Genomic DNA, 25,216 nt, shown 5'->3' on the forward strand with positions numbered 1-25,216 from the left:
ACGTAAATAACATCTCACTTTGTGTTTCATTTCGCAGTCAGTTTTCTAACTGCTCAGATAGTAATCAAACACCCGGATTGACTCAGTTTAAAAACAAAAAAGCCGGCAATAATGCCGGCCTTCTATTTAATGCAGTTTGATTTTGGGCTGCACCATATGCCCTACTTTTTGTGCAAGAATCAGACACATACCTTTAAGCCACCCATGAATGCTGAGCTGATGCATTCGGTATAATGACATATACATAAGGCGTGCAATTTTCCCCTCCACAAACATAGTACCGCCGCTCAGGTTACCCATAAGGCTACCGACTGTACTATAACGACTCAGATTAACCAGCGAACCATGGTCTTTATAAAAATAAGGCTTAACTGCTTTACCTTTCATCTGGCGACGTATATTAGCTGCAATATGACTGGCCATCTGGTGCGCCGACTGCGCTCTTGGTGGCACCCATGAACCATCTGGTTGCTGACAAGCGGCACAGTCACCAAGCACCCAGACATTATCATCAACACTCGACTGTAAGCCGGGTTTCACCACAATCTGACCGCCACGACCCAACTCAAAATAACCAAGCTCACGAATAAAGTCCGGCGCCTTCACCCCCGCTGCCCAGACCATAAGATCCGCAGCAATCAGGTCATCATTCTGATCCACATAACCATCTTCATCTGCACGTGTGACCCGGGTATTCTCATGCACAATAATGCCAAGCCGTTGCAGCTCCCGCCGTGCTGCCTGGGAAATTCTTGGCGGCAAGGCCGGTAGAATACTTGGACCAGCCTCAAGCAAATCCACTTGCAGACGGCTTGAAGACATATCCGGCATGCCATACTGTTTTAGCAAATTAGCTACGTGCGTCAGCTCTGCTGCGAGCTCAACACCTGTAGCCCCACCACCTACTATTGCTAACCTGAGCTTCTTATCAGAGCCTTGCTGATTTATCCGCATAAAGCTATTAAGTAAACCACGCTGGAAACGCTCCGCCTGCTGATGAGAGTCCAGAAAATAACTATGTTCAGCAACACCCGGTGTACCAAAATCATTGCTAACGCTGCCCACAGCCATCACCAGGGTATCGTAGCGAATAGTTCTTTCCGGCAAGACCTGCACGCCGTATTCATCATCGACAGCAGCTAACTGGATACACTTTGCAGACGCATCCATACCGGTCATCGTACCCAGCTGAAACTGGTAATGATGCTGACCACTGTGCGCACGATACGAAACACCATCAATACTCATATCAAGCGAACCCGTTGCCACTTCGTGCAACAATGGCTTCCAGATATGATTGGGATTACGGTCTACGAGAATAATTTTCGCCTGCTTCTTCTTGCCTAAATGACCACCTAAGCTTGCTGCCAGCTCAAGGCCTCCGGCCCCTCCTCCTACAATTACGATTGTTTGCATGGTAAATCCTCAAAATAAAGTCAGCTTAAGCCACTGTTTTTAAATTAAAAACCAATAGCTTAAGCTCACCTTATTCGAGAGATCATTGTTATTCTGCCAAACAGAAAATAGCAGAGACACATAAAGAAATATTTACGGGTACATACAATAGACTAAAGTATATCCAGCCGCTATACCCATTACAGAATAGGCACTTAGCCTGCCAAATGACAACTTCCATGCATCAGCTGATTTGCTTCAGCAGGCAGATTAATATCCAACGTAGATACAGACAGTAAGGCAAGATTCGATAAGCGGTTAAATCTCAGCGTTCGCTTATTCATTACGACGACAGTCAAACCGTTTAGCATGGTGTAATGCCTGAACTCAGCAGCTTCGTAACTTACCTGATGCTGATACAGCATAAAATAATCAGCACTGTCCGCCAGCTTGCATAGGAACTCTTCGCCGGGTACCTGCACAGATATCCTTTCTGGTACCTGGGTAGCCCTGGATGCTGTAACCAACAAAACGCCCACCATAAGAAATATTACATTTCTAATCAGTAATCGCATCATAGATTCACAGCGCTAAAACAGCGCCGCCCCTCAACCATTTAATACCCAAGTATAGCGCTACCCTGTATGCACACTAAAAGCCAACTTAAATACACCCATTCACGCAAAGTTTAGATAACTGAATACGAACGTCTATATATTTAGCAAGTAAGACCTAGCTCTGACAGACAGGCATAAAAAAAGGGTAGCCTTAGCTACCCTTTTTATCAGCACTGATTCTGCCTAGACTAAAAAATCACTCTTCAGCAGCAGCTTTAGGCTGTTCAATATTTTCATAAATCATCATTGGTTCAGACTCACCTCTAATGACGCCTTCATCAATAACAACTTTACTGACATTTTCCTGAGACGGTAGTGAATACATGGTATCCAACAAAGTCTCTTCCAGAATCGATCGAAGACCACGCGCACCCGTCTTACGGGCCAGCGCCTTCTGAGCAACCGCATGCAAGGCCGACTCACGGAAATCAAGCTCAGCACCTTCCATATCGAACAAAGCGCCATACTGCTTAGTCAGCGAGTTTTTAGGCTCAGTCAGAATCTGGATTAACGCACCTTCATCAAGCTCTGCCAGTGTTGCCAGCATTGGCAAACGACCAACAAACTCAGGAATCAGACCGTATTTCACCAAATCTTCAGCTTCCAGATCACGTAGAACATCAGTAACATTCTTAGCATCATCTTTACTGCTAACTGTCGCACTAAAACCTATAGAGCTCTTTTCGCTACGGCTACGGATAACCTGATCCAGACCAGCAAAAGCACCACCACAGATGAACAGGATGTTAGATGTATCAACCTGCAAAAACTCCTGCTGAGGATGCTTACGACCACCCTGCGGGGGCACTGAAGCAACAGTACCCTCAATCAGCTTAAGCAATGCCTGCTGAACACCTTCACCGGACACGTCACGGGTGATTGAAGGATTATCTGACTTACGTGAAATCTTATCGATCTCATCAATGTAGACAATGCCCAACTGAGCTTTCTCAACATCGTAATCACACTTTTGCAGCAGCTTCTGAATGATGTTTTCAACATCTTCACCTACATAACCGGCTTCAGTCAGCGTAGTAGCATCTGCAATGGTGAAGGGTACGTTAAGCATACGCGCCAACGTTTGAGCAAGTAATGTTTTACCACTACCAGTAGGACCTATCAGCAGGATATTACTCTTGCCAAGCTCTACTTCACCATTATTATTTTGCTGAAAACGTAACCGTTTATAGTGGTTATAAACCGCAACAGACAGAACCTTTTTCGCACGTTCCTGACCAATGACATATTCGTCCAGATTGTGCTTAATTTCAGCAGGTGTTGGCAGATCATCGCTCTGCTCAACATCTTCATTAATCTGCTGCGTTTCTTCTGTGATAATGTCATTACACAGATCAACACACTCATCACAGATAAATACCGAGGGACCTGCAATCAGCTTTTTAACTTCGTCCTGACCTTTACCGCAGAACGAGCAATACAGCGTTTTGCTGTCATCGCCATTATCTTTGCCGTTGATATCGTCTGACATTCAACTACCTCTTTCCTCAGGCGGCCATTGCTGAAGCTGACCACCATCTAATATATATCTTCCGCCATGCTGATAATTATAGCGGTTCACAACTTTGGAGCAGCCTCTAATGTCGCATAATAAGTGCTAAAACTGTAGCACACGACAAATATCAGCATTCAAAAGTTTAGCGACGTTCCATCACCGCATCAATCAAACCATACTCCACCGCAGCTTGCGGTGACATAAAGTTATCCCGATCAGTGTCGCGGGAAATCACTTCCAGATCCTGATTCGTATGCTGAGCCATAATACCATTCAGGCGCTCACGAATAGACAGAATTTCTTTCGTATGAATTTCAATATCAGTTGCCTGGCCCTGATAGCCACCCAGCGGCTGATGAATCATCATTCGAGAGTTTGGCAAGCAGTAACGCTTACCTGCAGCACCACCAGTTAAAAGCAATGCCCCCATGCTAGCCGCCTGACCAATACACATAGTGCTTACATCTGGCTTAATAAACTGCATAGTATCGTAAATTGACAAACCGGCAGTAACAGAACCACCCGGTGAGTTAATGTACAGGTGAATATCCTTATCAGGATTTTCAGACTCCAGGAACAGTAACTGAGCTACGACCAGGTTAGCCATATGATCTTCGACCTGACCCACCATAAAAATTACGCGTTCTTTAAGTAACCGGGAGTAAATGTCATAAGAACGCTCGCCGCGAGCAGTTTGCTCAACAACCATAGGTACCAGACCGCTGCTGGTGATCATTGTTGGGCCGTTATAAGTTTGCGACATACCTATTCTCTCCTTTGATCCTGAACTCGGTGCCCTACAAACCAAATAAAAGCACCCTGAAAAGCAAAAACGGCGGCCGACTTTACGCCGACAGCCGTTATTTTATAAACGCAAATCAAGCAGTTGGCAATTATGCTTCTGCTTCAACCTCTGCGTCTTCGTCCTGTGCTTTTGGCTCAGCAGGCTTGATAGCGTCTTCATAGCTCAGTTCTACGTCTGTTACCTTAGCGGCATCCAGTAGCAGATCCAGAACCTGATCTTCCATCACCAGGCTCTTAACCTGACCCAGCATTTCTTCATTGCTGTTGTACCAGTCAATAACTTGCTGTGGATCCTGATAAGTAGCAGCCAGCTCGTCAATTGTAGTCTTAACACGCTCATCATCAACTGTCAGTTCGTTTGCTTTGATTACTTCGTTAACCAGCAAACCAACTTTTACACGCTGCTCAGACTGTGCCTGGAACATTTCTTTAGGCAGCATTTCTGGATCGATGTTCGCTTCTGCACCACCGAACTGCTGAATAGCCTGACGACGCATAGCATCGATCTCGTTATCAATCAGCGCGGCAGGAACATCAATTGCGTTCAGCTCAACCAGTTGACCGAAAACAGCTTCTTTCAGCTTGCTCTTCAGCGCTTGCTTAACTTCACGCTCCATGTTCTTGCGAACTTCAACTTTGAAGCTATCAACGTTGTTTTCTTCCAGACCAAACTTAGCGAAGAACTCTTCGTTAAGCTCTGGCAACTGCTGCTCAGAAACAGACTGCACAGTCGTTTTGAATACTGCAGCTTTACCTTTCAGCTCTTCAGACTGGTAGTCATCAGGGAAAGTTACGTTCAGCTCAACATCTGCACCGGCTTTAGCGCCTTCCAGACCAGCTTCGAAACCTGGGATCATAGTATTGGAACCCAGTACCAGATCCATACCTTCGCCCTTACCACCTTCAAACGCTTCACCATCGATGAAACCTTCAAAGTCAATCTTAACCTGATCGCCGTCTGCAGCAGCACGCTCTACAGCAACCCAGTCAGACTGCTGCTTACGCAGAGTTTCAATCATCTGCTCCAGATCTTCATCTTTTACTTCAGCGCTGTTCTTTTCGATTTCAGCAGCAGAGAAGTCAGCCAATGCGATTTCTGGGTAAACTTCAAAAGTAGCGGTGTAAGAGAACTCTTCACCTTCTTTATCATTTTTGAATTCAATATTTGGACCGCCAGCAGGTGTCAGGTTTTCCTGCTGAGTTGCCTGGTAGAAGCTTTCCTGAATAACTTCACCAATTACTTCCTGACGAATCCCTTTACCGTAGCGCTTCTTAACTACTTTGGTCGGAACCTTACCAGGACGGAAACCGTCAATACGTACTGTACGGGCTGTTTGCTGCACACGCTGAGCAACATCATTGTCTACACGCTCGGCCGGTACAACAACAGTCACTTGACGTTCTAGACCAGTAGTCGTTTCTACAGAAACTTGCATGGAATTCCTCACAAAAAAATTATTTGTATCGTTACAAATCAAATCACTTACAACCTGCATGCTCTTGAAGCCAAAGCACTCTAACGCAAACAGGGCCAGAATATCTAAAGGCGGGAATTTTCCGGCAAGCAGCAAGAATAGTCAAGTGAAAAGCACTGAAATAGCCAGTAAACAGCAGACATAAAAAAACCGCCATAAGGCAGCATCTAAAATCGTAATACAGAGAAGATACAACAAACAAGAAAAGGAAATTGGGGTGGACGATGGGGCTTGAACCCACGACCGCCGGAATCACAATCCGGAGCTCTACCAACTGAGCTACGCCCACCATATTCCCTACAGGAGGAGTCTTACTAAATGGTGCGGACGGAGAGACTCGAACTCTCACACCTTGCGGCACTGGAACCTAAATCCAGCGTGTCTACCAATTTCACCACGTCCGCTTATATGCAATGGGGTGGACGATGGGGCTTGAACCCACGACCGCCGGAATCACAATCCGGAGCTCTACCAACTGAGCTACGCCCACCATAACATATAACTTACTTTTCCAAACTGGCGGGCCAAGAAGGATTCGAACCCTCGACCACCGCCTTAGAAGGGCGGTGCTCTATCCAGCTGAGCTATTGGCCCATATTGGAAAAGCTTACTCTATGAACAACTAACATTCTATCCATTGAGCTTCAGGCGTTTAACTTCCCGAACCCCTGATCTTTCGGCCCTCCGCGTTACCGCGTCAGTGCCTCGTCTCAAGGTGGTGCGCATATTATATATGAGCCCCTTTGGCGTCAACACCCTTTTTGATTTTTTTAAAGAAATAAGTCAGTTAGCTAAGCCTGGCGCGCATATATGTTTACTTCACAACCAGCAAAAACAAGAATTAGCCAAAAAATCATTATAAAAGCATCGTAGCTAATTCAATCACACGAATTTTTCAGGTTTGTTTCAGGGCATCACTGCAGCATACCTCAGTATTTGTGGCCGGGTTTAAAAATCAATACCATAGCTCATCAGGCTGATAACCCTCTCATATCGAAAGCATCCTCAGCTTTCTTATCTATAAGGACACCGTCATGAACTGGAAGAAAGGCCTGCTGGTTGCAGTCTTTGCACTGGTAGTAATTGCATTCTTTATTTTCGACTTAGGCAGTTACCTCAATCTTAGCTATATAAAGTCACAGCAGTCCTCTCTGCAGACTTGGGTAGACAGCAACCTGTTACTTTCTGGCCTTGCCTTTATGGCTATCTATATAGGTGTCACCGCCTTATCCCTACCCGGTGCAGCTGTTATGACGCTGGTTGCCGGCGCCGTATTCGGATTATTGTCAGGCCTGATTCTGGTTTCTTTCGCCAGCACCATAGGTGCTACCTGCTCATTTCTTATTGCCCGTTACCTGCTGAGAGAACCTCTCACCAATAAATTTAAATCGCATATAGAGCCTATTAACCAGGGCATAGCAAAAGACGGCATGTTTTATCTGTTTACGCTACGTCTTGTGCCGCTGGTACCATTTTTTGTTATCAACCCGGTAATGGGACTAACAGGTATGCGTGCCAGAACCTTTTACTGGGTCAGCCAGCTTGGCATGTTGCCCGGCACAGCTGTATTCGTTAATGCCGGCACTCAACTCGGTGCGATCGAACAGGCAGGCGATATTTTATCGGCAGAGCTTATACTGTCTTTCTGCTTACTTGGCATATTCCCATGGATAGCTAAAGCAATAGTCGGCGGTATAAAAGCACGCCAGAAATACAAGCAATTCAATAAGCCCAAGAAGTTTGACACCAACATGGTGGTTATTGGCGCCGGTGCCGGCGGTTTAATCACGTCTTACATAGCCGCTGCTACAAAAGCAAAAGTAACCTTGATAGAAAAGCATAAAATGGGCGGGGATTGTCTGAATACAGGATGCGTTCCATCTAAAGCACTAATCCGCAGCACACACTTTCTTGCTGACGTACGCGACGCAAACAAACTTGGTATCAAAAAGGCCGAAGTAGAATTTGATTTCGCAGACATTATGGCCAGAATCAAGCGGGTTATTACCACCATTGAGCCTCATGATTCTGTTGAACGCTACCAATCTCTGGGCGTAGATTGCGAAACCGGTGAAGCAACCATCCGCTCACCATGGGAAGTAGAAGTTAATGGCAAGATAATTACGACACGCAACATTGTTGTAGCTACAGGAGCCCGCCCTTCTATCCCCAACATACCCGGTATCGAAAACCTTACACCATTAACATCAGACACCATCTGGAACTTACAGCAGCGCCCGGATCGCCTCCTTGTCATAGGCGCTGGAGCCATTGGTTGCGAATTAGGTCAGTGCTTTGCCCGTTTAGGCAGCCAGGTATCTCTGGTGTATCGTAAGCCACAAGTACTTACTAATGAAGATCTGGACGCGGCTCGCGTCGTCGAAAACAGATTACTGGAAGACGGTGTCAACCTATGCGCAGAGCACTCCCCTGTGCGTTTTGAAAGCAACAGTAATACACATACACTGATCTGCAATCACATGGGCACTGAACGCCGCATCGAATTCGATCAACTACTTATAGCAACAGGCCGGACACCTAACCTGCACGGTTTCGGTCTTGATAACATTGGCCTGGTCAGCAAAGATCAAAAAAGCCTCGAAGTGGATGAGTACCTGCGCACTGAGCTACCTAATGTATTTGCCTGCGGAGACGTTATAGGCCCCTTCCGGTTTACACATGCAGCCTCGCATCAGGCCTGGTACGCAGCTGTTAACGGCCTGTTCGGCCAGCTAAAACGTTTCAAAGTTGATTACAGCTTCATTCCATTTACTACTTACACCAGCCCGGAAGTCGCACGGATTGGTCTGAATGAGAAACAGGCTATCGACAAAGACATCCCTCACGAAGTCGTTAAGTATGACCTCGACGACTTAGACCGGGCTATTACCGATGAAGCAGCCTACGGCTTTGTGAAGGTATTGCTAAAGCCAGGCAGTGACAAAATCATTGGCGTAACACTGGTTGGCGAACATGCTGCAGAAATGCTGCCTGAATTTGCGCTCGCAATGAAAAACAATTTGGGACTAAATAAAATTCTCGGCACACTTCACGCTTACCCAACCATCAATGAGGCAAACCGCTTTGCTGCTGGCGTCTGGAAAAAACGTCACGCGCCGCAAAAAACGCTGGCATGGCTGGAAAAATTCCATCGCTGGATGCGTGGCTAACTCTTAGCTATTGCAACCCGCCCTTGATCAGCACTTAAGGGCGGCTTACCTCTCCTATCTTTCGCCAATCCCTGAAAAGCTAATGACTACTTAAGACTTTTAGCCATCAATTCCAAACTAAAGATAGACAGTAGGAACTTCAGCTTCTTCAAGCTCAATCATGAAACCCGCTCATACACAACAGAACCTGCTAGTCTTCAACATAATGAGTAACAGGCTGACATTAAGCGGTTGTTTCTGAGCTACCATTAGGCCAGTATGCTAGAAACGCACGGACGCAAACTAATACCCATTAGTCTTAGTTTTGGTTCAATATTGAGTTCAGTTATCGCCTAAGTTATTAATTGTATGGCACAAGAACTCGGTTCATTGATACTGAGTAGGTATATTTTGTGATTTCAAATAAGTCTCAGATGTCCGGCATAACTGGGCTGAGTAAAAGAATACTTTTTTACATTCTGATCTGCAGCTCCTCAGTTACCCTGATACTGACGGGCCTTGAGCTGTATTTCGAATATCGAATAGACGTGAATCTGCTTGAACAACGCTTCAAGTCGATCGAAGTCAGCTACCTGCCGAGCCTGAGCGAAAATATCTGGCTGTTTAATACCGATGTCGTCGAATCCCAGATTCGTGGTATCTATAACCTTAATGACGTTATTTACGTCAGCATTGTCGACGAAACCAACACCATAGTTAATGCCATCGGCGATAAACAAGCAAAACACATCATCTCCCAGACTTATCCAATTGTGCGTGAACAACAGGGCACAATTAATCAGCTGGGTCATATCGAAGTATGGGCAACACTGGATAACATTTATGCCAGCTTACGCAATCGCCTGGCTGTCATCTTACTTGGCCAAGGTGTTAAAACATTTTTGGTGTCCTTCCTTATTCTGCTGATAATTTTCAAGATCATCACCAGCAGAGTTTCACGCATATCCCAGCTGGTCAGCAGCATTGATCTGTCGGACAACCAGGAACATCAGACTGAACTGTCCGTTCACAAAGCCATAGCACGACCTAACAAGCCACATGATGAGCTTGATGAACTTGCCCAGACGATCGACTCTATGCACGGTAAAGTACGTCAGCTTTATGTACAAAGCGATGAACAGCGCCGCAAGTTAAGCACAATCTTCGAAGGCTCCCACGACGCCATTCTCATCATTGACCTGACCAATAACAGCGTTATCGATTTCAACAGTAAAGCCTGTGACATGCTTAACTTTTCAGCCGAACAGCTGAGAAACCTGTCTTTCTACGCGCTCTACAGCGGTGCACATAATCACATTCGCAATTTTCTTGATGATACACAGCGTACCGGCTGGAACATTAAAGAACTGACGTTCAAATCCCGCCTTGGCAATCTGATTCCAACCGAAACATCAGCCTCGATTATCGAGATTAATGATCAGCCTCATCTACTCACTATTTGCCGGGATATTCGGGAGCGTAAGCAACACGAAGCCAAAATAGACAAAATCACGAACTTCGATCAGCTAACCTCCCTGCCCAACCGGGTACTGATGCGTGACCGTATAAACCAGACCATTATCCGTAACCAGTCTGCACCTAACCGTTACGCTATTATGATTATCGACATCGATAATTTTAAGAGCATTAATGACACTCTGGGCCAGGGTAACGGCGACTTACTTATTAAAGCCACCGCTAACATTATCCAGTCAATCGTGCCAAAAAGTGATTCACTCGGACGCCTTAGCTCAGATGAATTCCTGCTGCTGGCTGAGCTGCCTGAGTCAGATATCAGTATTGCCCGAAAAATAACCGCAAAACTGGCAGAACAAATACGTCAGGCATTCGACGAAACTATGCTGGTTGCAGGCTCACTGATTAAAGTATCAGTCAGCATCGGCTGTGCCATGCTGGGCGATGACGGTAAGAGTTTTGATGAACTGCTACGCCACACAGATTTAGCGCTCTGTAAGGCAAAAGCTGACGGACGCGACAGAGTCGTGTTCTTCAGTCCGGGCATGGACGCAGAAGCCAATCAGAAATTGATTCTTAAAACAGCTCTTCACCGCGCGCTTAAAGCTAAAGAATTCGTATTGTTTTACCAGCCAATCATTGACCTGGATACCCGTCAGACGGTGTCTGTTGAATGTCTCTTACGCTGGCAGACTCCTGATGGCAACATGATCTCACCGGCTGAGTTTATTCCCGAACTGGTATCCAGCGGATTAATCCTTGATGTCGGCGCCTGGGTTATTGAAGAAGCCTGCAGCAATATGGCAAAGCTTGATGAACAGGTACCTATTGCAGTCAACGTCAGCCCCTGCCAGCTCGAATCAGATGATATTATCATCCATGTTGAGCAGGTATTGAACGAAACAGGCCTGGCGCCTGAAATGCTTGTAATTGAGGTCACTGAAGATCTGATTATTCAGGATAAAGGCTGGGCAATCGAACGTCTCAACAGGCTCAGTAAAATGGGCGTTAAAATAGCACTTGATGATTTTGGTACTGGCTATTCATCCCTGTCTTATCTGAAGATACTACCGGTTGATAAACTGAAAATTGATCAGAGCTTTGTGCGCGACATGCTTACCGATCCTGAAGACTCAGCCATTGTTGCAACCATCATTTCAATCGCAAAAACTCTCAAACTTGATCTGATTGCTGAAGGCGTTGAAACTGAACTACAGGCCCAACACTTGCGACATCTGGGCTGTGCAAAGGCGCAAGGCTATCTTTACCAGAAGCCACAGGGCAACCTGACAAAAAGCATTCATTATCGGGAAGATAAGCTGGAAAAGATAAGCGGCCTTTAATGCGTAACTGATTTAACAGTTAAGCCGCTTACTGAAAATCACACCCTACCGAAACAACCGCAACCTTAACAAATACATCCACTCAGGCCAGGCCTGCTTCAGCCAAAGATACTGGTATTTAAAGGTCAGACTCAGCCAGCCATGCGAGGCATATTTACGGGCACTTGTTGGTAATGCCAGCCCCGTAGACCGCAGCCTCATTCCTGCCTGCCGGGCATACCAAACCAATAAATGATCTTCCCCGTACGCAACATTTTCGGGATAGCCACCCAGCTGCAAAAAACTCTCACGTAACAGACAAAAAGCCTGGTCACCAAACGGCACTCCAAGACAAACAGATCGAAAGTTCGCCCCCCACTGATTCAACCGCATAGGCCCGGCACCATCATCCTCAAATGCTAGAGGAAAATAGTGCAGCCCGTCAGCGTTTTGCAGAATCCGCTCGCTTAACCGCCATAGGTGCCCTAATCCCACATTAGAATCCAAATGCAGAAACCAGACAAACTCTCCACTGGCTGCTAAAACTCCAGCATTCATCTGTTTTGCTCTACCAGCCTCAGCGCACAAAACAGTCGCGGACTCCTGCTCTGCAAGCTGCTCGCGCAAATGCAACGACTCTTCACAAAATACTAAAATTAACTCCCAACCTTGTAACTGCAGAGCAAGCCGGCGATCACTCTTAAGCGCCTGTATCAAATCAGCAGGTAAACCGCCCAATTTTTGTTCTGCAGGCCCTACCGGTATCACAATAGAAAGACTAGACACAGAAAACACCTGCTGAGCTGTCAGGCTTCACTGCAGGATGAACCATACTTAAAACAACTAAAGCAGCGGTGATGGCGCATACTGATTTTCTGCTCTAGTGCCGCCGCTAAATCATCGCCCAAATCATACTCGGCATCATCATCCACCAGCGTACACGCATAAACCCTCATACGACCTTTTTGCTTAACCAACATTTTACTGAAAGCACACATAAAGCTACGTCGTGTATCTTCGGTATGATATTCAGTCATACAACTGGTCGTAATATCCGGACCATGCCCCATACTCCCTGGTGGCAAAAAATCAGGAAAGGCAACAAACTTAAGATCTGCAGGCAAACCATATTCCAGCAGCACATCCCGATATAATTGCTCCACCACAGCAGTGTCTTCACCATCCGCCATATGACGAGCCAGTGAAACACCGAAACCGCGTTCGTGAAGCATTCTCATACCCACCAAAGCACTGGCAAACATACCTTCACCACGGCCCTGATCATGCACAGCCTCATCTGGCGAATCGATACTTACCCTGAAACTCACTGGATATTTCGCATCATGTAAAACATCTAATTGCTCTATTCGTTTTTGCAGTGCCTCAGTACCATTGGTCAACACTAAACAAGGCGCATGCTGAGCGGCAGCCTGGAGTATTTTCACCAGATCTTTGGCTAAAAAAGGCTCTCCACCGGTAAAAGAAAACTGCTGTACTCCCAGCTCTACCGCCTGTTCAATATACGGCTGCGCATCAACAAGTTTTATTAACTCAAGACGCTTATCACCAGGTCCGGAGCCCTCAAGACAAAAATCACAACTTAAATTACAGGCGGTACCCGTATGAAACCACAGCTCTTTAAGCTCATGCGGTGCGATATAACCCCGTGCAGTACCACTTTCAGTCTGATACCAACTACGACTGCGAATTATCTCCATCCGTCATGCTCCTCCAGCAATTGATTGGTTATCCGCAACAAGGTTTGGCGCGCTGGCCGCGGATCATCTCGTAAACTTTTCTGTATGCGCTGCAAGTCGGTTATCTGATCAATATCATAACAAGCGTCTGAATAACCAACCGAAAAGCCAGCTTGTTCAGCCTGATCACTCAGTCCAGCTCCTAACTGCTCAGTACTCCAGGGCAGGCTTTCAAGTGCCCCCCAACCAACTGATGAAGCCATTGCAGTAACACCGCCATCAGCTGCTGGCGTTAGTACTACATCAAACTCATTTATCAATCTCGCTAAATCAGCATAAAAACTTTGCGTATGCTCAGGCGCATCACTACCAACATAAACAATCCTGCTCTGCCCCTGGCTGCGCAGATATTTATCGACTGCAAGAATACGCTCACCCAGATTACCTTCAGACTGCGGAACAACCTGATAGTTTCCATCAGCCAGCTCAGCTGCCCAAAGCGCATCAGCCTTACTTGCTGGCGATAAGACAACCTTTCCCGGCCATCGCGCTGCATCTTCCAACACACAATTAAGTAATGCCTCTGCAACAGTTAGAGCCGCTGGTAGACCTACACTGGCAGCCAGGCGTTGCTTACCCTGCCCTAAGGCCGGGCGCTTACAAAAAATGACTAAGCTAATATCCTTTGCGAACAAGCGGTACTCCAGATACACAAAAGGCAGAGGGGTTAGCTCTGCCTTTATTATTAACTTACAGCTGGTAACTCACAGCTTTTAACTTACAACTATTAATATACAGGGATTAATTAACTTTCACGGAACCAGCTAGTGCCTTCCCGGGAATCCTTGAGAATTATTCCCTGAGCAGCTAACTCATCCCGAATTCGATCTGACTCAGCGTAATCTTTATTAGCCTTAGCATCTGCACGCTGCTGAATCATCCCCTCAATTGCCGCATTGTCCAGCTCACCTTCTTTTGCCTCACCCTGAAGGAACTCAGCCGGATTTTGCTGCAACAATCCCAGCACTCCACCTAACTGCTTCAACTGGCCAGCTAAAGCTGCAGCCTTAGCCAGATTTTCGCGCTTCGCGGTATTCAGCTCATTTACCAGCTCGAACATAACAGCAAAAGCCTGTGGCGTATTGAAGTCATCATCCATTGCGGCATTAAAGCGCTGCTGGTAGTCGTTATCTGTTTCCGGCTCAGAGACCACTATATCGTTCAGTGCCTGATAGAAGCGGTCCAGCTTACTGCGGGCTTCTTTCAGGCTTTCTTCTGAATAATCAATGTAACTGCGGTAATGCACTGAAGACAGGAACATCCGTACCACTTCTGCATCGTACTTTTCCAGCACATCGCGAATAGTAAAGAAGTTACCCAATGACTTAGACATCTTCTCAGAGTTAACCCGTACAGCTCCGGCATGCATCCAGGTATTAACGTACTTCACACCATTAGCTGCTTCAGACTGGGCAATTTCATTCTCGTGGTGCGGGAATGGCAAATCAGGACCACCACCGTGAATATCAAAAGTATCACCCAGGCAGCATTTGGACATTGCCGAACACTCAATATGCCAGCCAGGACGGCCCGCACCCCAGGGAGATTCCCAGCTCACTTCACCTTCTTTTGCACCCTTCCAGAGCACAAAATCCAGCGGGCTTTCTTTAGCATCATTAACTTCGATACGGGCACCAGAGCGCAGCTCATCGACATTCTTATTAGTGAGCTGGCCATAGGTTGCAAACTTTTCAACCCGGTAATACACATCACCATTGCCTGCAGGATATGCAAAGCCTTTTTCTATCAGAGTCCGGATTAATTCCTGAATACTATCGATGTGTGCTGTTGCTTTTGGCTCCTGAGAAGGACGAAGCACATTCAGCTTTGCTTCGTCTTCATGCATAGCCGAAATCATTCGCTCAGACAACTCAATGGCTGCTTCGCCATTATCAGCAGCCCGGTTTATGATCTTGTCATCAACGTCGGTGATGTTACGCACATACTCAACATCCCAGCCACGCGACCGCAGGTAACGGGTAATCAAATCAAATGACACCATCACCCGGGCGTGACCGATGTGACAGTAATCGTAAACTGTCATGCCACAGACATACATCTTGATCTTGCCTGCTTCAATCGGTTGAAAAGGAGCTTTCTCTTTCGTCAGGGTGTTATAGATTTGTAGCATTTGATTTCGCTTATAACTAGACAGTTGAAATTGAGCTAAACATTATAAAGAAAATTAACCGCTGTGCACCTGATTAGCATTATTTCTTTACACCCAGATCAAACACTTGCATGCGCTACTAAGCTTTTATCATCAACCTAACTATTAGTTAGTACCCAATACGAAAACTCTATCAAAAATGATTAAGCTGAATGAAGTTCAATTGCAAAACGTTCTCACTTACAAATATAATCCCGGCTTCAGTATATTGCGCTCAATCAGGTACGCACTTTGTCATCTTCCCTTAAGCCAAAAAGTCTTTGTAAATTCAATAAAGACAATATAGCCAAACACTTTGATGAACTGGCAGCCGCGACCCGCAACAGCGAATTCCTTTGCCAGAAATGCGCCCGCTCAGCTAAAGCAAAAAAATGGCTCTGTAAGCCAATTGCGATATAATCAATTTTTAATTTGTATCAAGGACATAACAATGCTAAGCCCTTCTATGCTTGAGAAACTCAATAGCCAGATTAATCTCGAATTTTACTCATCCAACATGTATTTACAGATGAGTGCCTGGGCTGAATCAAAAGGTTTTGATGGCTGTGCAGCATTCCTGATGATTCACGCCGATGAAGAAATGCAACACATGAAGCGCTTGTTCACCTATGTAAACGAAACCGGTGCTATGGCTAAAATTGGTGCTATTGATTCACCGGTAGAAGAGTTTCAATCAATCAAAGACCTGTTTGAACAGGTTTATGAACATGAATGCCTGATCACGCGTAAGATTAACGACCTGGCGCACACTGCATTTAGCAATCAGGATTACTCAACTTTCAATTTCTTGCAATGGTATGTTGCCGAGCAGCATGAAGAAGAAAAGCTCTTCAAAGGTATTTTAGATAAGATCGAAATTATCGGCGAAGATGGCAAAGGCCTGTTCTTTATCGATAAAGAGATCGGCCAAATGGCAAACGGTGAAGCTGGCGGTAGCATTCTGGAAGCCGACGCTCAGGTTTAAGCACACTGCCTACTACTTTAAGTACAAATAAAAACGCCTGTGATGATCACAGGCGTTTTTGTTTACTCAGGCCAAACTCAGAATTCGTTATCGCCTAATACATATTCAGGTAATTCATCTTCCGCTGGCACAGGTACCGGATTGCCCTCATCGTCTATGGCTACAAATTTAAAAATTGCCTCTGTCACTTTTTCCCGCAAACCGATACGCCCGCGGCGCACCCAGGCTTCCACATGAATTTGCATAGACGTACGGCCTACTGACTGAGTTTCAGTGTACACACCAAGAATATCACCCACCTTCACTGGACGAATAAAGCTCATACTATCCAGTGCAACAGTAACGACACGGGTTTGCGCCCGCTGTCCTGCACATATACCTGCTGCCATATCCATTTGAGACAACACCCAGCCACCAAAAATATCACCTGCCGGGTTTGTATCATTCGGCATTGCAATTGTACGGGTAGTTAGACGACCACGGGTTTTATCTGACGTAACTGACATTATTCTCTCTGTTTACTTATTAAGTACGGGGGCGCGTAAAGCGCATTTCACAAAAATCACCTTAGAAGCTACCAGGATTCAGATGCATTGAGATGACGCTCATGAATACAGCCAGGTTAAATCCGAACAAGTTAGCTATCTAAGACAGAAGTATAACTATGCCACATCAGTAATAAACTTGCTGAAACAACACTCAGTCATTCTCGCTGCGCTTCGTTAATTCCTTAAGTAAGGCAATATTCTCAGGATTATCTGATTGCAGATTATCCCAGCCGTCAAACATAACCTGCTCTTCTACAGCCAGACGCTTACGCCAACCCACACTTTCCAGCTCAGGCTTCTGATAAAAGAAATCCACGTAACCCAAACACAGATAAGCAACCGGTGTTACATGCTCCGGCAGATTCAGCAGACGCTTAAGTTCTGCTTTCTCGAAAATACTTACCCAACCGGTACCAACACCTTCTGCACGCGCCGCAAGCATCAGGTTTTGCACAGCACATACAGTGCTATACAGATCCATCGCTTTATCGTGGGTACGCCCAAGCACAACTGGCCCTGCCTTTTCTGAATCACAGGTTATACAGATATTCAGCGGCGATGCCATGATGCCTTCCAGCTTTAGTTGCTGGTAAAGCCTGGCTTTTTCAGACTCAAACATTTCAGCCGCTTCTTCATTCGCCTTGGCGAACAACTGCTGCACTCCCCGCTTAACTTCGTCAGAACGTATCAGCATAAAATTCCAGGGCTGCATAAAGCCTACAGATGGCGCATGATGCGCTGCATCTAAAATCCGCCCCAACACATCGGCTGGTATAGGATCTGGCTTAAACTGACCACGCACATCCCGGCGGGTATATATAGCTTTATAAAGACCTTCTAACTGTTGCTCAGTAAAACTATCATCGGTCTGATGCATCATAGGATCGGTCAAAACGCACTCCTGGCTAAAAAACAACATATCCGGCACGGGTGTAGTCGCACCAACGCGCAGGCATAAAAAAACGGCTAAAAAGCCGTTTTTTAGCTCATGCTAGATTACTTCTTCACCCAGCTATCTTTCAAGCCGATAGTCTTATTAAATGTCGGTGTTGATACACTATGGTCGTAACGGTCAGCCACAAAGTAACCTTCACGCTCAAACTGAAAAACCGTTTCCGGCTCAGCTTCGATCAAACCCGGCTCAGCCCAGCAATTTTCCAGTTCAGCAATAGATTGTGGGTTAATGTCTGCAAGAAAGTCCTCATCATTCGGTTTTTCAACACTGAACAGACGATCATACAAACGCACTTTAACCTGCTTACCTTCTGTAGCAGACACCCAGTGCATAACGCCACGGGGCTTCATTTCAGCAGGTGGATTTTCGCCAACAGTACCCGGTACCAGAGTTGCTCTGATTTCCGTCACTTCACCGTTATCATCTTTAATTACTTCTTCCGCTTTAATCACGTAAGCACTGCGCAGACGCATGAAGTCACCCGGTACCAACTTTTTAAACTTCTTACGGGATAGAGTGCTATCTTCGTTGAAATCACTGCGATCGATATAAATTTCACGAGTGAAAGGCAAATTACGCACCCCCATTTCCTTTTGCGGATGAGCAGGCGCAGATAACATTTCAACCTCACCTTCAGGGAAGTTAGTAATAACCACTTTCAACGGGTTCAGTACACACATCGCGCGGGCAGAGTTGTCATTGAGATCTTCGCGTACAAAGAACTCAAACTGCGCCATATCTACAACACCGTCAGTCTTTGCGACCGCCAGGCTATCACAGAAATTTCGTACCGCCTGTGCAGAATAGCCGCGACGACGCATACCGGAAATCGTCGGCATGCGGGGATCATTCCAGCCGCTTACAACACCATCATCCACCAACTTCTTCAGCTTACGCTTACTGGTCACTGTGTAGTTAATATTCAGACGGCCGAACTCATACTGACGCGGCGTACTTGGCACAGGCAGGTTTTCAATAAACCACTCATACAATGGACGGTGATCAGCAAACTCAAGCGTACAGATAGAATGCGTTACACCTTCAATGGCATCTTCCTGACCGTGTGCAAAATCATAGTTAGGGTAGATACACCACTTATCACCGGTCTGATGATGCGACTGCTTGCGAATACGGTACAAAATCGGGTCTCGCAAGTTCATATTGGAAGACGTCATATCGATTTTGGCGCGCAATACACGGCTACCTTCATCGAACTCGCCCTGCTTCATGCGCTCCAGCAAATCGAGGCTTTCTTCTGCACTGCGGTCGCGGAAAGGGCTGTTTTTACCCGGCTCAGTTGCCCAGCCACGGTATTCACTTGCCTCTTCAGGCGAAAGATCACATACGTAAGCATTGCCATTACGTATCAGATGCTGCGCCCAGGCGTAGAACTGATCAAAGTAATCAGAGGCATAACGCACCTCACCCGCCCATTTAAACCCTAACCACAACACGTCTTCTTTTATAGCATCAACGTATTCCTGATCTTCTTTAGAAGGATTAGTATCGTCGAAACGCAGATTACACTCGCCATTATATTTTTCAGCAGTACCAAAATTAAGGCAGATAGACTTGGCATGACCAATGTGCAGATAGCCATTTGGCTCAGGCGGGAAACGCGTAACAACCTTGCCACCATTCCGACCTTGTTGGATATCCTGCTCGATGACTTGATGGATAAAATTTGTCGGTGGTGTATTTGTTGTCGAAGCGTCGTTATTACTCATAGTACGTCTTTGATTCCGTTATTATATCCACTTAGCAACAGCTAAGCTCAAAAGTGAGCAGTATTATAAATCAGCCTCCTGGCAACTGCTACAGCACACAAGCCTCTGTAACATTAATTTTAACCTGACGCGGCACAATGCCTGACGTATAATCCCTGCTTTGTTTTATTAGGTTTAAAGGTAATTAAAGCCATGATCGTTCTGCAAACTAACTTCGGGGACATTTCCCTGGAACTGAACCATGAGAAAGCACCAAAAACGGCTGCTAACTTTGAAAAGTACGTCAAAGAAGGTTTCTATGACGGCGTTATCTTCCACCGTGTGATTGATGGTTTCATGATTCAGGGCGGCGGCTTTGAACCAGGCATGATCAGCAAAGAAACTGCAGAAAGCATCGAAAACGAAGCAGATAACGGTCTGAGCAACACTAAGTACAGCCTTGCAATGGCACGTACTATGGATCCGCACAGCGCTTCCGCACAATTCTTCATCAATGTTAGTGACAACACTTTCCTTGATCATACTGCTAAGACAATGGAAGGCTGGGGCTACACAGTATTCGCAGAAGTTGTTGATGGTTTCGACGCTGTCGATAAGATCAAAGCAGTGACAACTACTTTCCGCGCTGGCCACCAGGACGTACCAACTGAAGACGTGATCATCAAATCCGCTTCTATTGCTGACCTGCCAGACCTGGAAGAGATTGACGTCGACAAATAACATGCGCTGTCTGTTTATTTCCGACCTGCACTTGCAGGCCTCACGCCCGGACCTTACCCGGGCGTTACTGGACTTTCTGGACGACCAGGCCAGCCAGTGCCAGCAACTCTACATACTCGGCGACCTGTTCGAAGCATGGATTGGAGACGATGCAATTCCAGCCGATCAGCAACCTGTGCTGGAAGCGCTAAAAAAACTTAGCGACCAGGGTGTGGAGCTGTTCTTTCAGCACGGTAACCGCGACTTCCTCATTCAGCAGAAGTTTGCAGAACTGACCGGATGCACACTGCTGCCTGAAGCCATCACTGTTGAGTTACCCGCCGGACCTGCTTTGCTGATGCATGGCGATCAGCTATGTACTGATGACCATGAATATATGCAGTTTCGACAACTACTGCGTAACCCACAATGGCAAACAGACTTTCTTAGCAAAACCCTTGCAGAGCGCCTTGATATTGCCCAACAGCTGCGCGCAGCAAGCCAAAGCAAAAACGCTGAGAAATCGATGGCTATCATGGATGTTAATCAGCAAGCCGTTACACAGGCAATGCATAACGCTAACGTCAACCTGTTGATTCATGGCCATACACATCGCCCCGCCACTCATGAACTCGGTCACGGTTTACGCCGTATTGTACTCGGCGACTGGGATACTGAAGGCTGGTTTCTGGACTGTACTGAAACCGGAGAAGAGCTCATTAGCTTTGCTATTTCTGGCAACGAATAACACGGCAATAAAGCCGGTTTTTTTATATCTGCAATACTGGCCGTCAACATCAGGCCACAGCAGGCACACCACTATGAAAACGAAACTCAGGATCAGGTGACTCTATCAGCTCCCTTTCGATTTCACGGAACATAGCCACACGTTCGCTGATATCTTCACCGGCAGCATCTTCAGCAAGTTTCAGATAATCCTGATAGTGACGCCCTTCCGACTTAAGCAGCGAACGGTAAAATTTTGCCAGCTCATCATCCAGATAAGGTGCCAGCTTTGCAAAACGCTCACATGACCGCGCCTCGATAAAAGCACCAATGATAGAAATATCAATCAGACGCCCCGGCTCACTGGTCCGCACTGGCTGCCGCATCCCGCCAGCATAGCGACATGAGCTAAGGTGACAATACTGAACCCCCCTATCTTCCATCAATGCTAATACCTGCTCAAAATGAATTAGCTCTTCACGCGCCAGGCGAGACATCTTATTCAACAGGTCACTATTATCAACATAACGGAACATCAGCGTCATTGCGGTTGAAGCAGCTTTCTTCTCACAGTGAGCGTGATCAATAAGCAGCAGGTCCTGCTGCTGTAGCGCAGCCTGAATCCAGCTATCTGGTGTTTCACAGGCAAGGAATTCTTTAATTTCGTCCAGAGCAGACATGTAATCATCCAACTGAAATTTTGCGAGCCGGAATTATACCCTTCACCCTGCCGGTTACAAACCTGCCAGCGTGATTCAGAACAAGTAATTTACTGATATTATCAGTCAGAAGGCCCATCGGCAGTTCGCCAGATAAACACCAGCAAACCACACATCATGCAAAGTAGCATGACTTTAAGAATTAAGAATTTCACGACAAAAATAGAAACGCTGAAACTCAACACAATTAGTACCGTTGCAAGGCGTTTAGTAGAAGGCACAATACAGTGATATTGCTGCCAGTCACGAATCGGCGGCCCCAACTTCGGATGATTCAGCAACCAGCTATGAAACCGGGGAGATGATTTGGCAAAGCAAGTTGCCGTTAACAGCAAAAATGGCGTCGTAGGTAATAACGGCAGAAAAATCCCAACAACACCCAACACCAAGGATATCCAACCAGCCAATAACACCAAAGGACGCCAAAAAGCAGATACAGTTTTATACTCAGAGCCCGTATCTGATACAAGCTCTGACTCAAGCCCTGCTCTAAGCTCAGGACTGACAGTAACGACTTCTGTACTGGTGACTGATGGATCTTTTATCTGGCTCATAACAAAACAGCATAATTGCACTACAGCCACAAACCAAGTTGTAAATACTCATTACGGCCATTTAAATCCATAATTAGCCTTTGCTATACCCTTAACTTATACGCAAACACTAAACTCACAACTGTCGACAGGCTATAATGTGCCTTTTTTAATTAACAGGATCTGCGCCATGGCTACCAGCGACATTCAAAATCCAGAAACCAACCAAACCAAAAATGGTTATCTGGTGCTTGCCTCGCGAATGATCTTTGATGAAAAACTACCGATACGCTTTATGTACAAAACTGTACCAGAGCACCTTAATGATACAGGCTGGCGCCTCTATTCCGGATACGAAACACCGGAATTCCTCGAAGACGAAGTTGCGAATATGGCGACGGTTCCAATGGATAAAATCACCAACTTAGATCCATCACTAAAAACGTTACTGGAATACAATGCAGGCACTGTCTGGGAACGCACTCCGGATTCACCGGAATGGCAGCGGGTTTATGATTTCAAAATACCATCCATAAGCCCTGGCGTTGAAATCACTAACGACATAGAACGCTTCAGCGTAAAAGAAGAAGACCTGGACATCTGATTCAATTTTCAAAGCCGAATACCCACTCTCATATAATTCAAAACATCTTTAACAAAAAAAGCGCCCTTAGGCGCTTTTTTTATGCAGCAACAACTACACCTTAAACTGATTAAGCCCTGCATCCTGCTTCTGAGTCAGCTCAACCATGCCGTGACATAATTGCGACTGCTCATTTGCACTGTCAGAAACCGTCTGACTAATATCGCGGATATTAGTGGTGTTACGGTTAATCTCTTCTGCAGTAGCACTCTGCTCTTCAGCAGCAGTTGCGATATGAATAGTCATTTCGCTGATACTGCGAATGCTATCGCGAATGTTTAGCAACGCACCATTTGCTTCGCTCGCCAATTCACTGGTCTCGCTCGCCATGTTACGGCCCTGACTAATCGTTTGCTCGGCATTTGTCACACCGCTCTGCAACTGATCAATCATCTCCTGAATTTCTTCAGTAGACTGTTGCGTCCGCGATGCCAGCGCACGCACTTCATCGGCAACCACCGCAAAACCACGCCCTGCCTCACCAGCCCGAGCAGCCTCAATAGCAGCGTTAAGTGCCAACAGGTTAGTTTGTTGAGAGATACCAGTAATAACCGTCAGGATAGACGCTATATTATTACTGAAATCAGCCAACTCATTAATGGTGTTAACTGCGTTATCCATATCGACAACCAACTTCTCAATCGAAGTCGTTGTCTGAGACACGATACCAGCACCTTGCTCTGCCGCCTGGTCAGCTTGATTAGCCGCATCAGCAGTATGCTGAGCGTGCTGAGCAACATCCTGTGCAGTGGCAGACATCTGATGCATAGCAGCCGCTAACTGATCCAGCTCGCTCAACTGCTGAGTTAACCGGGACACAGACTCATTGGCAGACCCTGCTGTCAGCTCGGTATTGGTCAGAATATCGGTAGAGGTTGTTTTAACATCTTTAATCAATGCCTGAAGATGAGAAACAAACTCGTTGAAATCAACAGATACCTGGCCGAACTCGTCTTTACTGTCAACAGACAAACGGTGTCTCAAGTCGCCTTCACCGGAGTTAATATCAAGCAGTGATTCACGCAGGCTCTGTAAAGGCGTTAACAGACGCACAGTGGTCATATACAGAACCACAGAACAAATCAGAACACTCAGCACAGTCACAATCAACGCCCGTAGTCCAAGGCTTGTCGCCTCAGCCATGACGATATCTTTTTCCAGAATAACGCCGATCAGCCAGTCACTGCCGTACAGACCATCCAGCTTGGTATATGAAGTCAGCACAGTCTCACCCTGGAAACTAACTTCCTGAAGCTGATTCGTTAGCTGAGGCACCTGATCAGTAAACAGATCGTTCAGCGTCTTACCATCAAACTCTCCACCCGGATAACTAATAATATTACCCGTGCTGTCCAGCAGAAATGCATGACCTGCACCGTTGAAATTCAGGGTGTTTACAGCATCTGAAATCGTCTGCAAGCTCAGATCACCACCGAAAGCACCTTTAAAGACACCATTATCTGTGAACTTGGTAACAGCAGACACTAACAACAATCCTGATGCAGCATCATTATAAGGCGCAGTCAAAACTGCACGGCTATGCTGTTGCGCATACGGATACCAGGGACGCTTACGCGCATCCCAACCAGCCGGGTTCCAGCTAGGATCGTTAGTAATACGCTTACCATCCGTCGCAAGACCACCGAAAATAAGCTCGAATTCCCGCTTCAGAATTGGCGTATTGAATGCCTGCTGAATAGCATCGCCGGTAAATTCAGAATCTATCACCTGAGCAGTCATATCAATCAGAGCCAACTTGCCATTCAACCAGTTAGTAATCTGGGATGACAATGCCTGGGTGGCTTCCTGAGTATTGCTTGCAGCAGTGCTATACAGGGAATCCCGCACTGACGCATACTGAAACCAGGAAAAAACGGTAAAAATAATTGCTACAACAGCAGACGCTATCACTGCAATTTTATGTGAGACTTTCATAGAACCTCTTTAAGCTACTCATGTCAGCGAAAAAAACACCCTTGCCGGAACTAATTCTTTTTGTCGTAATCAGACAAGTGGGTATTTAG

The 25,216-nt window shown here is 46.2% G+C and carries 21 protein-coding genes and 4 tRNA genes; 6 read left to right on the plus strand and 19 right to left on the minus strand.

The window, feature by feature from the left end; translation table 11 throughout:
* Positions 1-126: 126 nt before the first annotated feature.
* From OCU49_RS13430 to OCU49_RS13470, 9 genes are all read right to left on the minus strand, one after another.
* On the minus strand, positions 127-1,416 hold the full coding sequence (locus OCU49_RS13430) for an NAD(P)/FAD-dependent oxidoreductase (RefSeq protein WP_261841079.1): 1,290 nt from the start codon (positions 1,414-1,416) through the stop codon (positions 127-129).
* A 194-nt stretch (positions 1,417-1,610) separates the two neighbouring features.
* A complete protein-coding gene (locus OCU49_RS13435; protein WP_261841080.1) occupies positions 1,611-1,877 on the minus strand; it encodes a hypothetical protein in 267 nt (88 codons plus the stop codon).
* 331 nt (positions 1,878-2,208) lie between these two features.
* The gene (gene clpX / locus OCU49_RS13440) at positions 2,209-3,501 is read right to left on the minus strand and encodes an ATP-dependent Clp protease ATP-binding subunit ClpX (protein ID WP_261841081.1); all 1,293 of its coding nucleotides are present in this window, start codon (positions 3,499-3,501) and stop codon (positions 2,209-2,211) included.
* Between the two features lie 166 nt (positions 3,502-3,667).
* Positions 3,668-4,288 (minus strand): ATP-dependent Clp endopeptidase proteolytic subunit ClpP, encoded by a 621-nt coding sequence (gene clpP / locus OCU49_RS13445; RefSeq protein WP_261841082.1) that lies wholly within the window; start codon positions 4,286-4,288, stop codon positions 3,668-3,670.
* 130 nt (positions 4,289-4,418) lie between these two features.
* Positions 4,419-5,765, minus strand: a complete 1,347-nt coding sequence (tig, locus tag OCU49_RS13450; protein WP_261841083.1) for a trigger factor — start codon at positions 5,763-5,765, stop codon at positions 4,419-4,421.
* A gap of 252 nt (positions 5,766-6,017) precedes the next feature.
* A tRNA-His gene (locus OCU49_RS13455) sits at positions 6,018-6,093 on the minus strand.
* Positions 6,094-6,123: 30 nt separating this feature from the next.
* Positions 6,124-6,208, minus strand: a tRNA-Leu gene (locus OCU49_RS13460).
* 10 nt (positions 6,209-6,218) lie between these two features.
* Positions 6,219-6,294, minus strand: a tRNA-His gene (locus tag OCU49_RS13465).
* 27 nt (positions 6,295-6,321) lie between these two features.
* Positions 6,322-6,398 (minus strand) — tRNA-Arg (locus OCU49_RS13470).
* Between the two features lie 440 nt (positions 6,399-6,838).
* On the opposite strand from OCU49_RS13470, the gene OCU49_RS13475 reads away from it, so the two are divergent.
* A complete protein-coding gene (locus OCU49_RS13475; RefSeq protein ID WP_261841084.1) occupies positions 6,839-8,974 on the plus strand; it encodes a dihydrolipoyl dehydrogenase family protein in 2,136 nt (711 codons plus the stop codon).
* Between the two features lie 392 nt (positions 8,975-9,366).
* Positions 9,367-11,772, plus strand: coding sequence for a bifunctional diguanylate cyclase/phosphodiesterase (locus OCU49_RS13480; RefSeq protein ID WP_261841085.1), 2,406 nt, complete (start codon positions 9,367-9,369; stop codon positions 11,770-11,772).
* A 45-nt stretch (positions 11,773-11,817) separates the two neighbouring features.
* Here OCU49_RS13480 and OCU49_RS13485 read toward each other — a convergent pair whose 3' ends face one another.
* From OCU49_RS13485 to cysS, 4 genes are all read right to left on the minus strand, one after another.
* Positions 11,818-12,537 carry a glycosyltransferase family protein gene (locus tag OCU49_RS13485; protein ID WP_261841086.1) on the minus strand — a complete coding sequence of 240 codons (720 nt, stop codon included), beginning with the start codon at positions 12,535-12,537 and terminating at the stop codon, positions 11,818-11,820.
* 20 nt (positions 12,538-12,557) lie between these two features.
* Positions 12,558-13,469, minus strand: a complete 912-nt coding sequence (locus OCU49_RS13490) for a radical SAM protein (RefSeq protein WP_261841087.1) — start codon at positions 13,467-13,469, stop codon at positions 12,558-12,560.
* Positions 13,460-14,143, minus strand: coding sequence for a TIGR04282 family arsenosugar biosynthesis glycosyltransferase (locus OCU49_RS13495; protein ID WP_261841088.1), 684 nt, complete (start codon positions 14,141-14,143; stop codon positions 13,460-13,462). The genes OCU49_RS13490 and OCU49_RS13495 overlap by 10 nt, the downstream gene beginning before the upstream one ends.
* A 110-nt stretch (positions 14,144-14,253) precedes the next feature.
* Entirely contained in the window at positions 14,254-15,639 is a 1,386-nt protein-coding gene (cysS, locus tag OCU49_RS13500; protein ID WP_261841089.1) for a cysteine--tRNA ligase, read from the minus strand.
* 469 nt (positions 15,640-16,108) lie between these two features.
* Here cysS and ftnA point away from each other — a divergent pair, with 469 nt between their 5' ends.
* Positions 16,109-16,642, plus strand: coding sequence for a non-heme ferritin (ftnA, locus tag OCU49_RS13505; protein WP_261841090.1), 534 nt, complete (start codon positions 16,109-16,111; stop codon positions 16,640-16,642).
* Between the two features lie 77 nt (positions 16,643-16,719).
* Here the strand turns inward: ftnA and OCU49_RS13510 are convergent, their stop codons facing one another.
* From OCU49_RS13510 to OCU49_RS13520, 3 genes are all read right to left on the minus strand, one after another.
* Positions 16,720-17,148, minus strand: a complete 429-nt coding sequence (locus tag OCU49_RS13510; protein WP_261841091.1) for an acyl-CoA thioesterase — start codon at positions 17,146-17,148, stop codon at positions 16,720-16,722.
* A gap of 193 nt (positions 17,149-17,341) precedes the next feature.
* A complete protein-coding gene (bluB, locus tag OCU49_RS13515; RefSeq protein ID WP_336605336.1) occupies positions 17,342-18,082 on the minus strand; it encodes a 5,6-dimethylbenzimidazole synthase in 741 nt (246 codons plus the stop codon).
* 104 nt (positions 18,083-18,186) lie between these two features.
* Positions 18,187-19,872, minus strand: a complete 1,686-nt coding sequence (locus OCU49_RS13520) for a glutamine--tRNA ligase/YqeY domain fusion protein (RefSeq protein ID WP_261841092.1) — start codon at positions 19,870-19,872, stop codon at positions 18,187-18,189.
* Positions 19,873-20,064: 192 nt separating this feature from the next.
* Between OCU49_RS13520 and OCU49_RS13525 the strand changes: the two genes are divergently transcribed.
* Complete coding sequence (locus OCU49_RS13525; protein ID WP_261841093.1) at positions 20,065-20,592, plus strand: peptidylprolyl isomerase; 528 nt, start codon at positions 20,065-20,067, stop codon at positions 20,590-20,592.
* Entirely contained in the window at positions 20,576-21,319 is a 744-nt protein-coding gene (locus OCU49_RS13530) for a UDP-2,3-diacylglucosamine diphosphatase (RefSeq protein ID WP_261841094.1), read from the plus strand. Before OCU49_RS13525 ends, OCU49_RS13530 begins: the two co-directional genes overlap by 17 nt.
* Positions 21,320-21,368: 49 nt before the next feature.
* Here OCU49_RS13530 and OCU49_RS13535 read toward each other — a convergent pair whose 3' ends face one another.
* Both OCU49_RS13535 and OCU49_RS13540 read right to left on the minus strand, forming a co-directional pair.
* Positions 21,369-21,977: a MiaE family protein gene (locus tag OCU49_RS13535; protein WP_261841095.1), complete on the minus strand. Its 609-nt coding sequence runs from the start codon at positions 21,975-21,977 to the stop codon at positions 21,369-21,371.
* A gap of 101 nt (positions 21,978-22,078) precedes the next feature.
* The gene (locus OCU49_RS13540) at positions 22,079-22,570 is read right to left on the minus strand and encodes a YbaN family protein (RefSeq protein ID WP_261841096.1); all 492 of its coding nucleotides are present in this window, start codon (positions 22,568-22,570) and stop codon (positions 22,079-22,081) included.
* A gap of 169 nt (positions 22,571-22,739) precedes the next feature.
* Between OCU49_RS13540 and OCU49_RS13545 the strand changes: the two genes are divergently transcribed.
* A complete protein-coding gene (locus tag OCU49_RS13545; RefSeq protein WP_261841097.1) occupies positions 22,740-23,153 on the plus strand; it encodes a DUF2185 domain-containing protein in 414 nt (137 codons plus the stop codon).
* A 93-nt stretch (positions 23,154-23,246) separates the two neighbouring features.
* Here OCU49_RS13545 and OCU49_RS13550 read toward each other — a convergent pair whose 3' ends face one another.
* Positions 23,247-25,127 carry a methyl-accepting chemotaxis protein gene (locus OCU49_RS13550; RefSeq protein ID WP_261841098.1) on the minus strand — a complete coding sequence of 627 codons (1,881 nt, stop codon included), beginning with the start codon at positions 25,125-25,127 and terminating at the stop codon, positions 23,247-23,249.
* Between the last annotated feature and the right edge of the window lie 89 nt (positions 25,128-25,216).

The organism is Aliamphritea ceti, assembly GCF_024347215.1.
Classification (GTDB): Bacteria; Pseudomonadota; Gammaproteobacteria; order Pseudomonadales; family Balneatricaceae; genus Amphritea; species Amphritea ceti.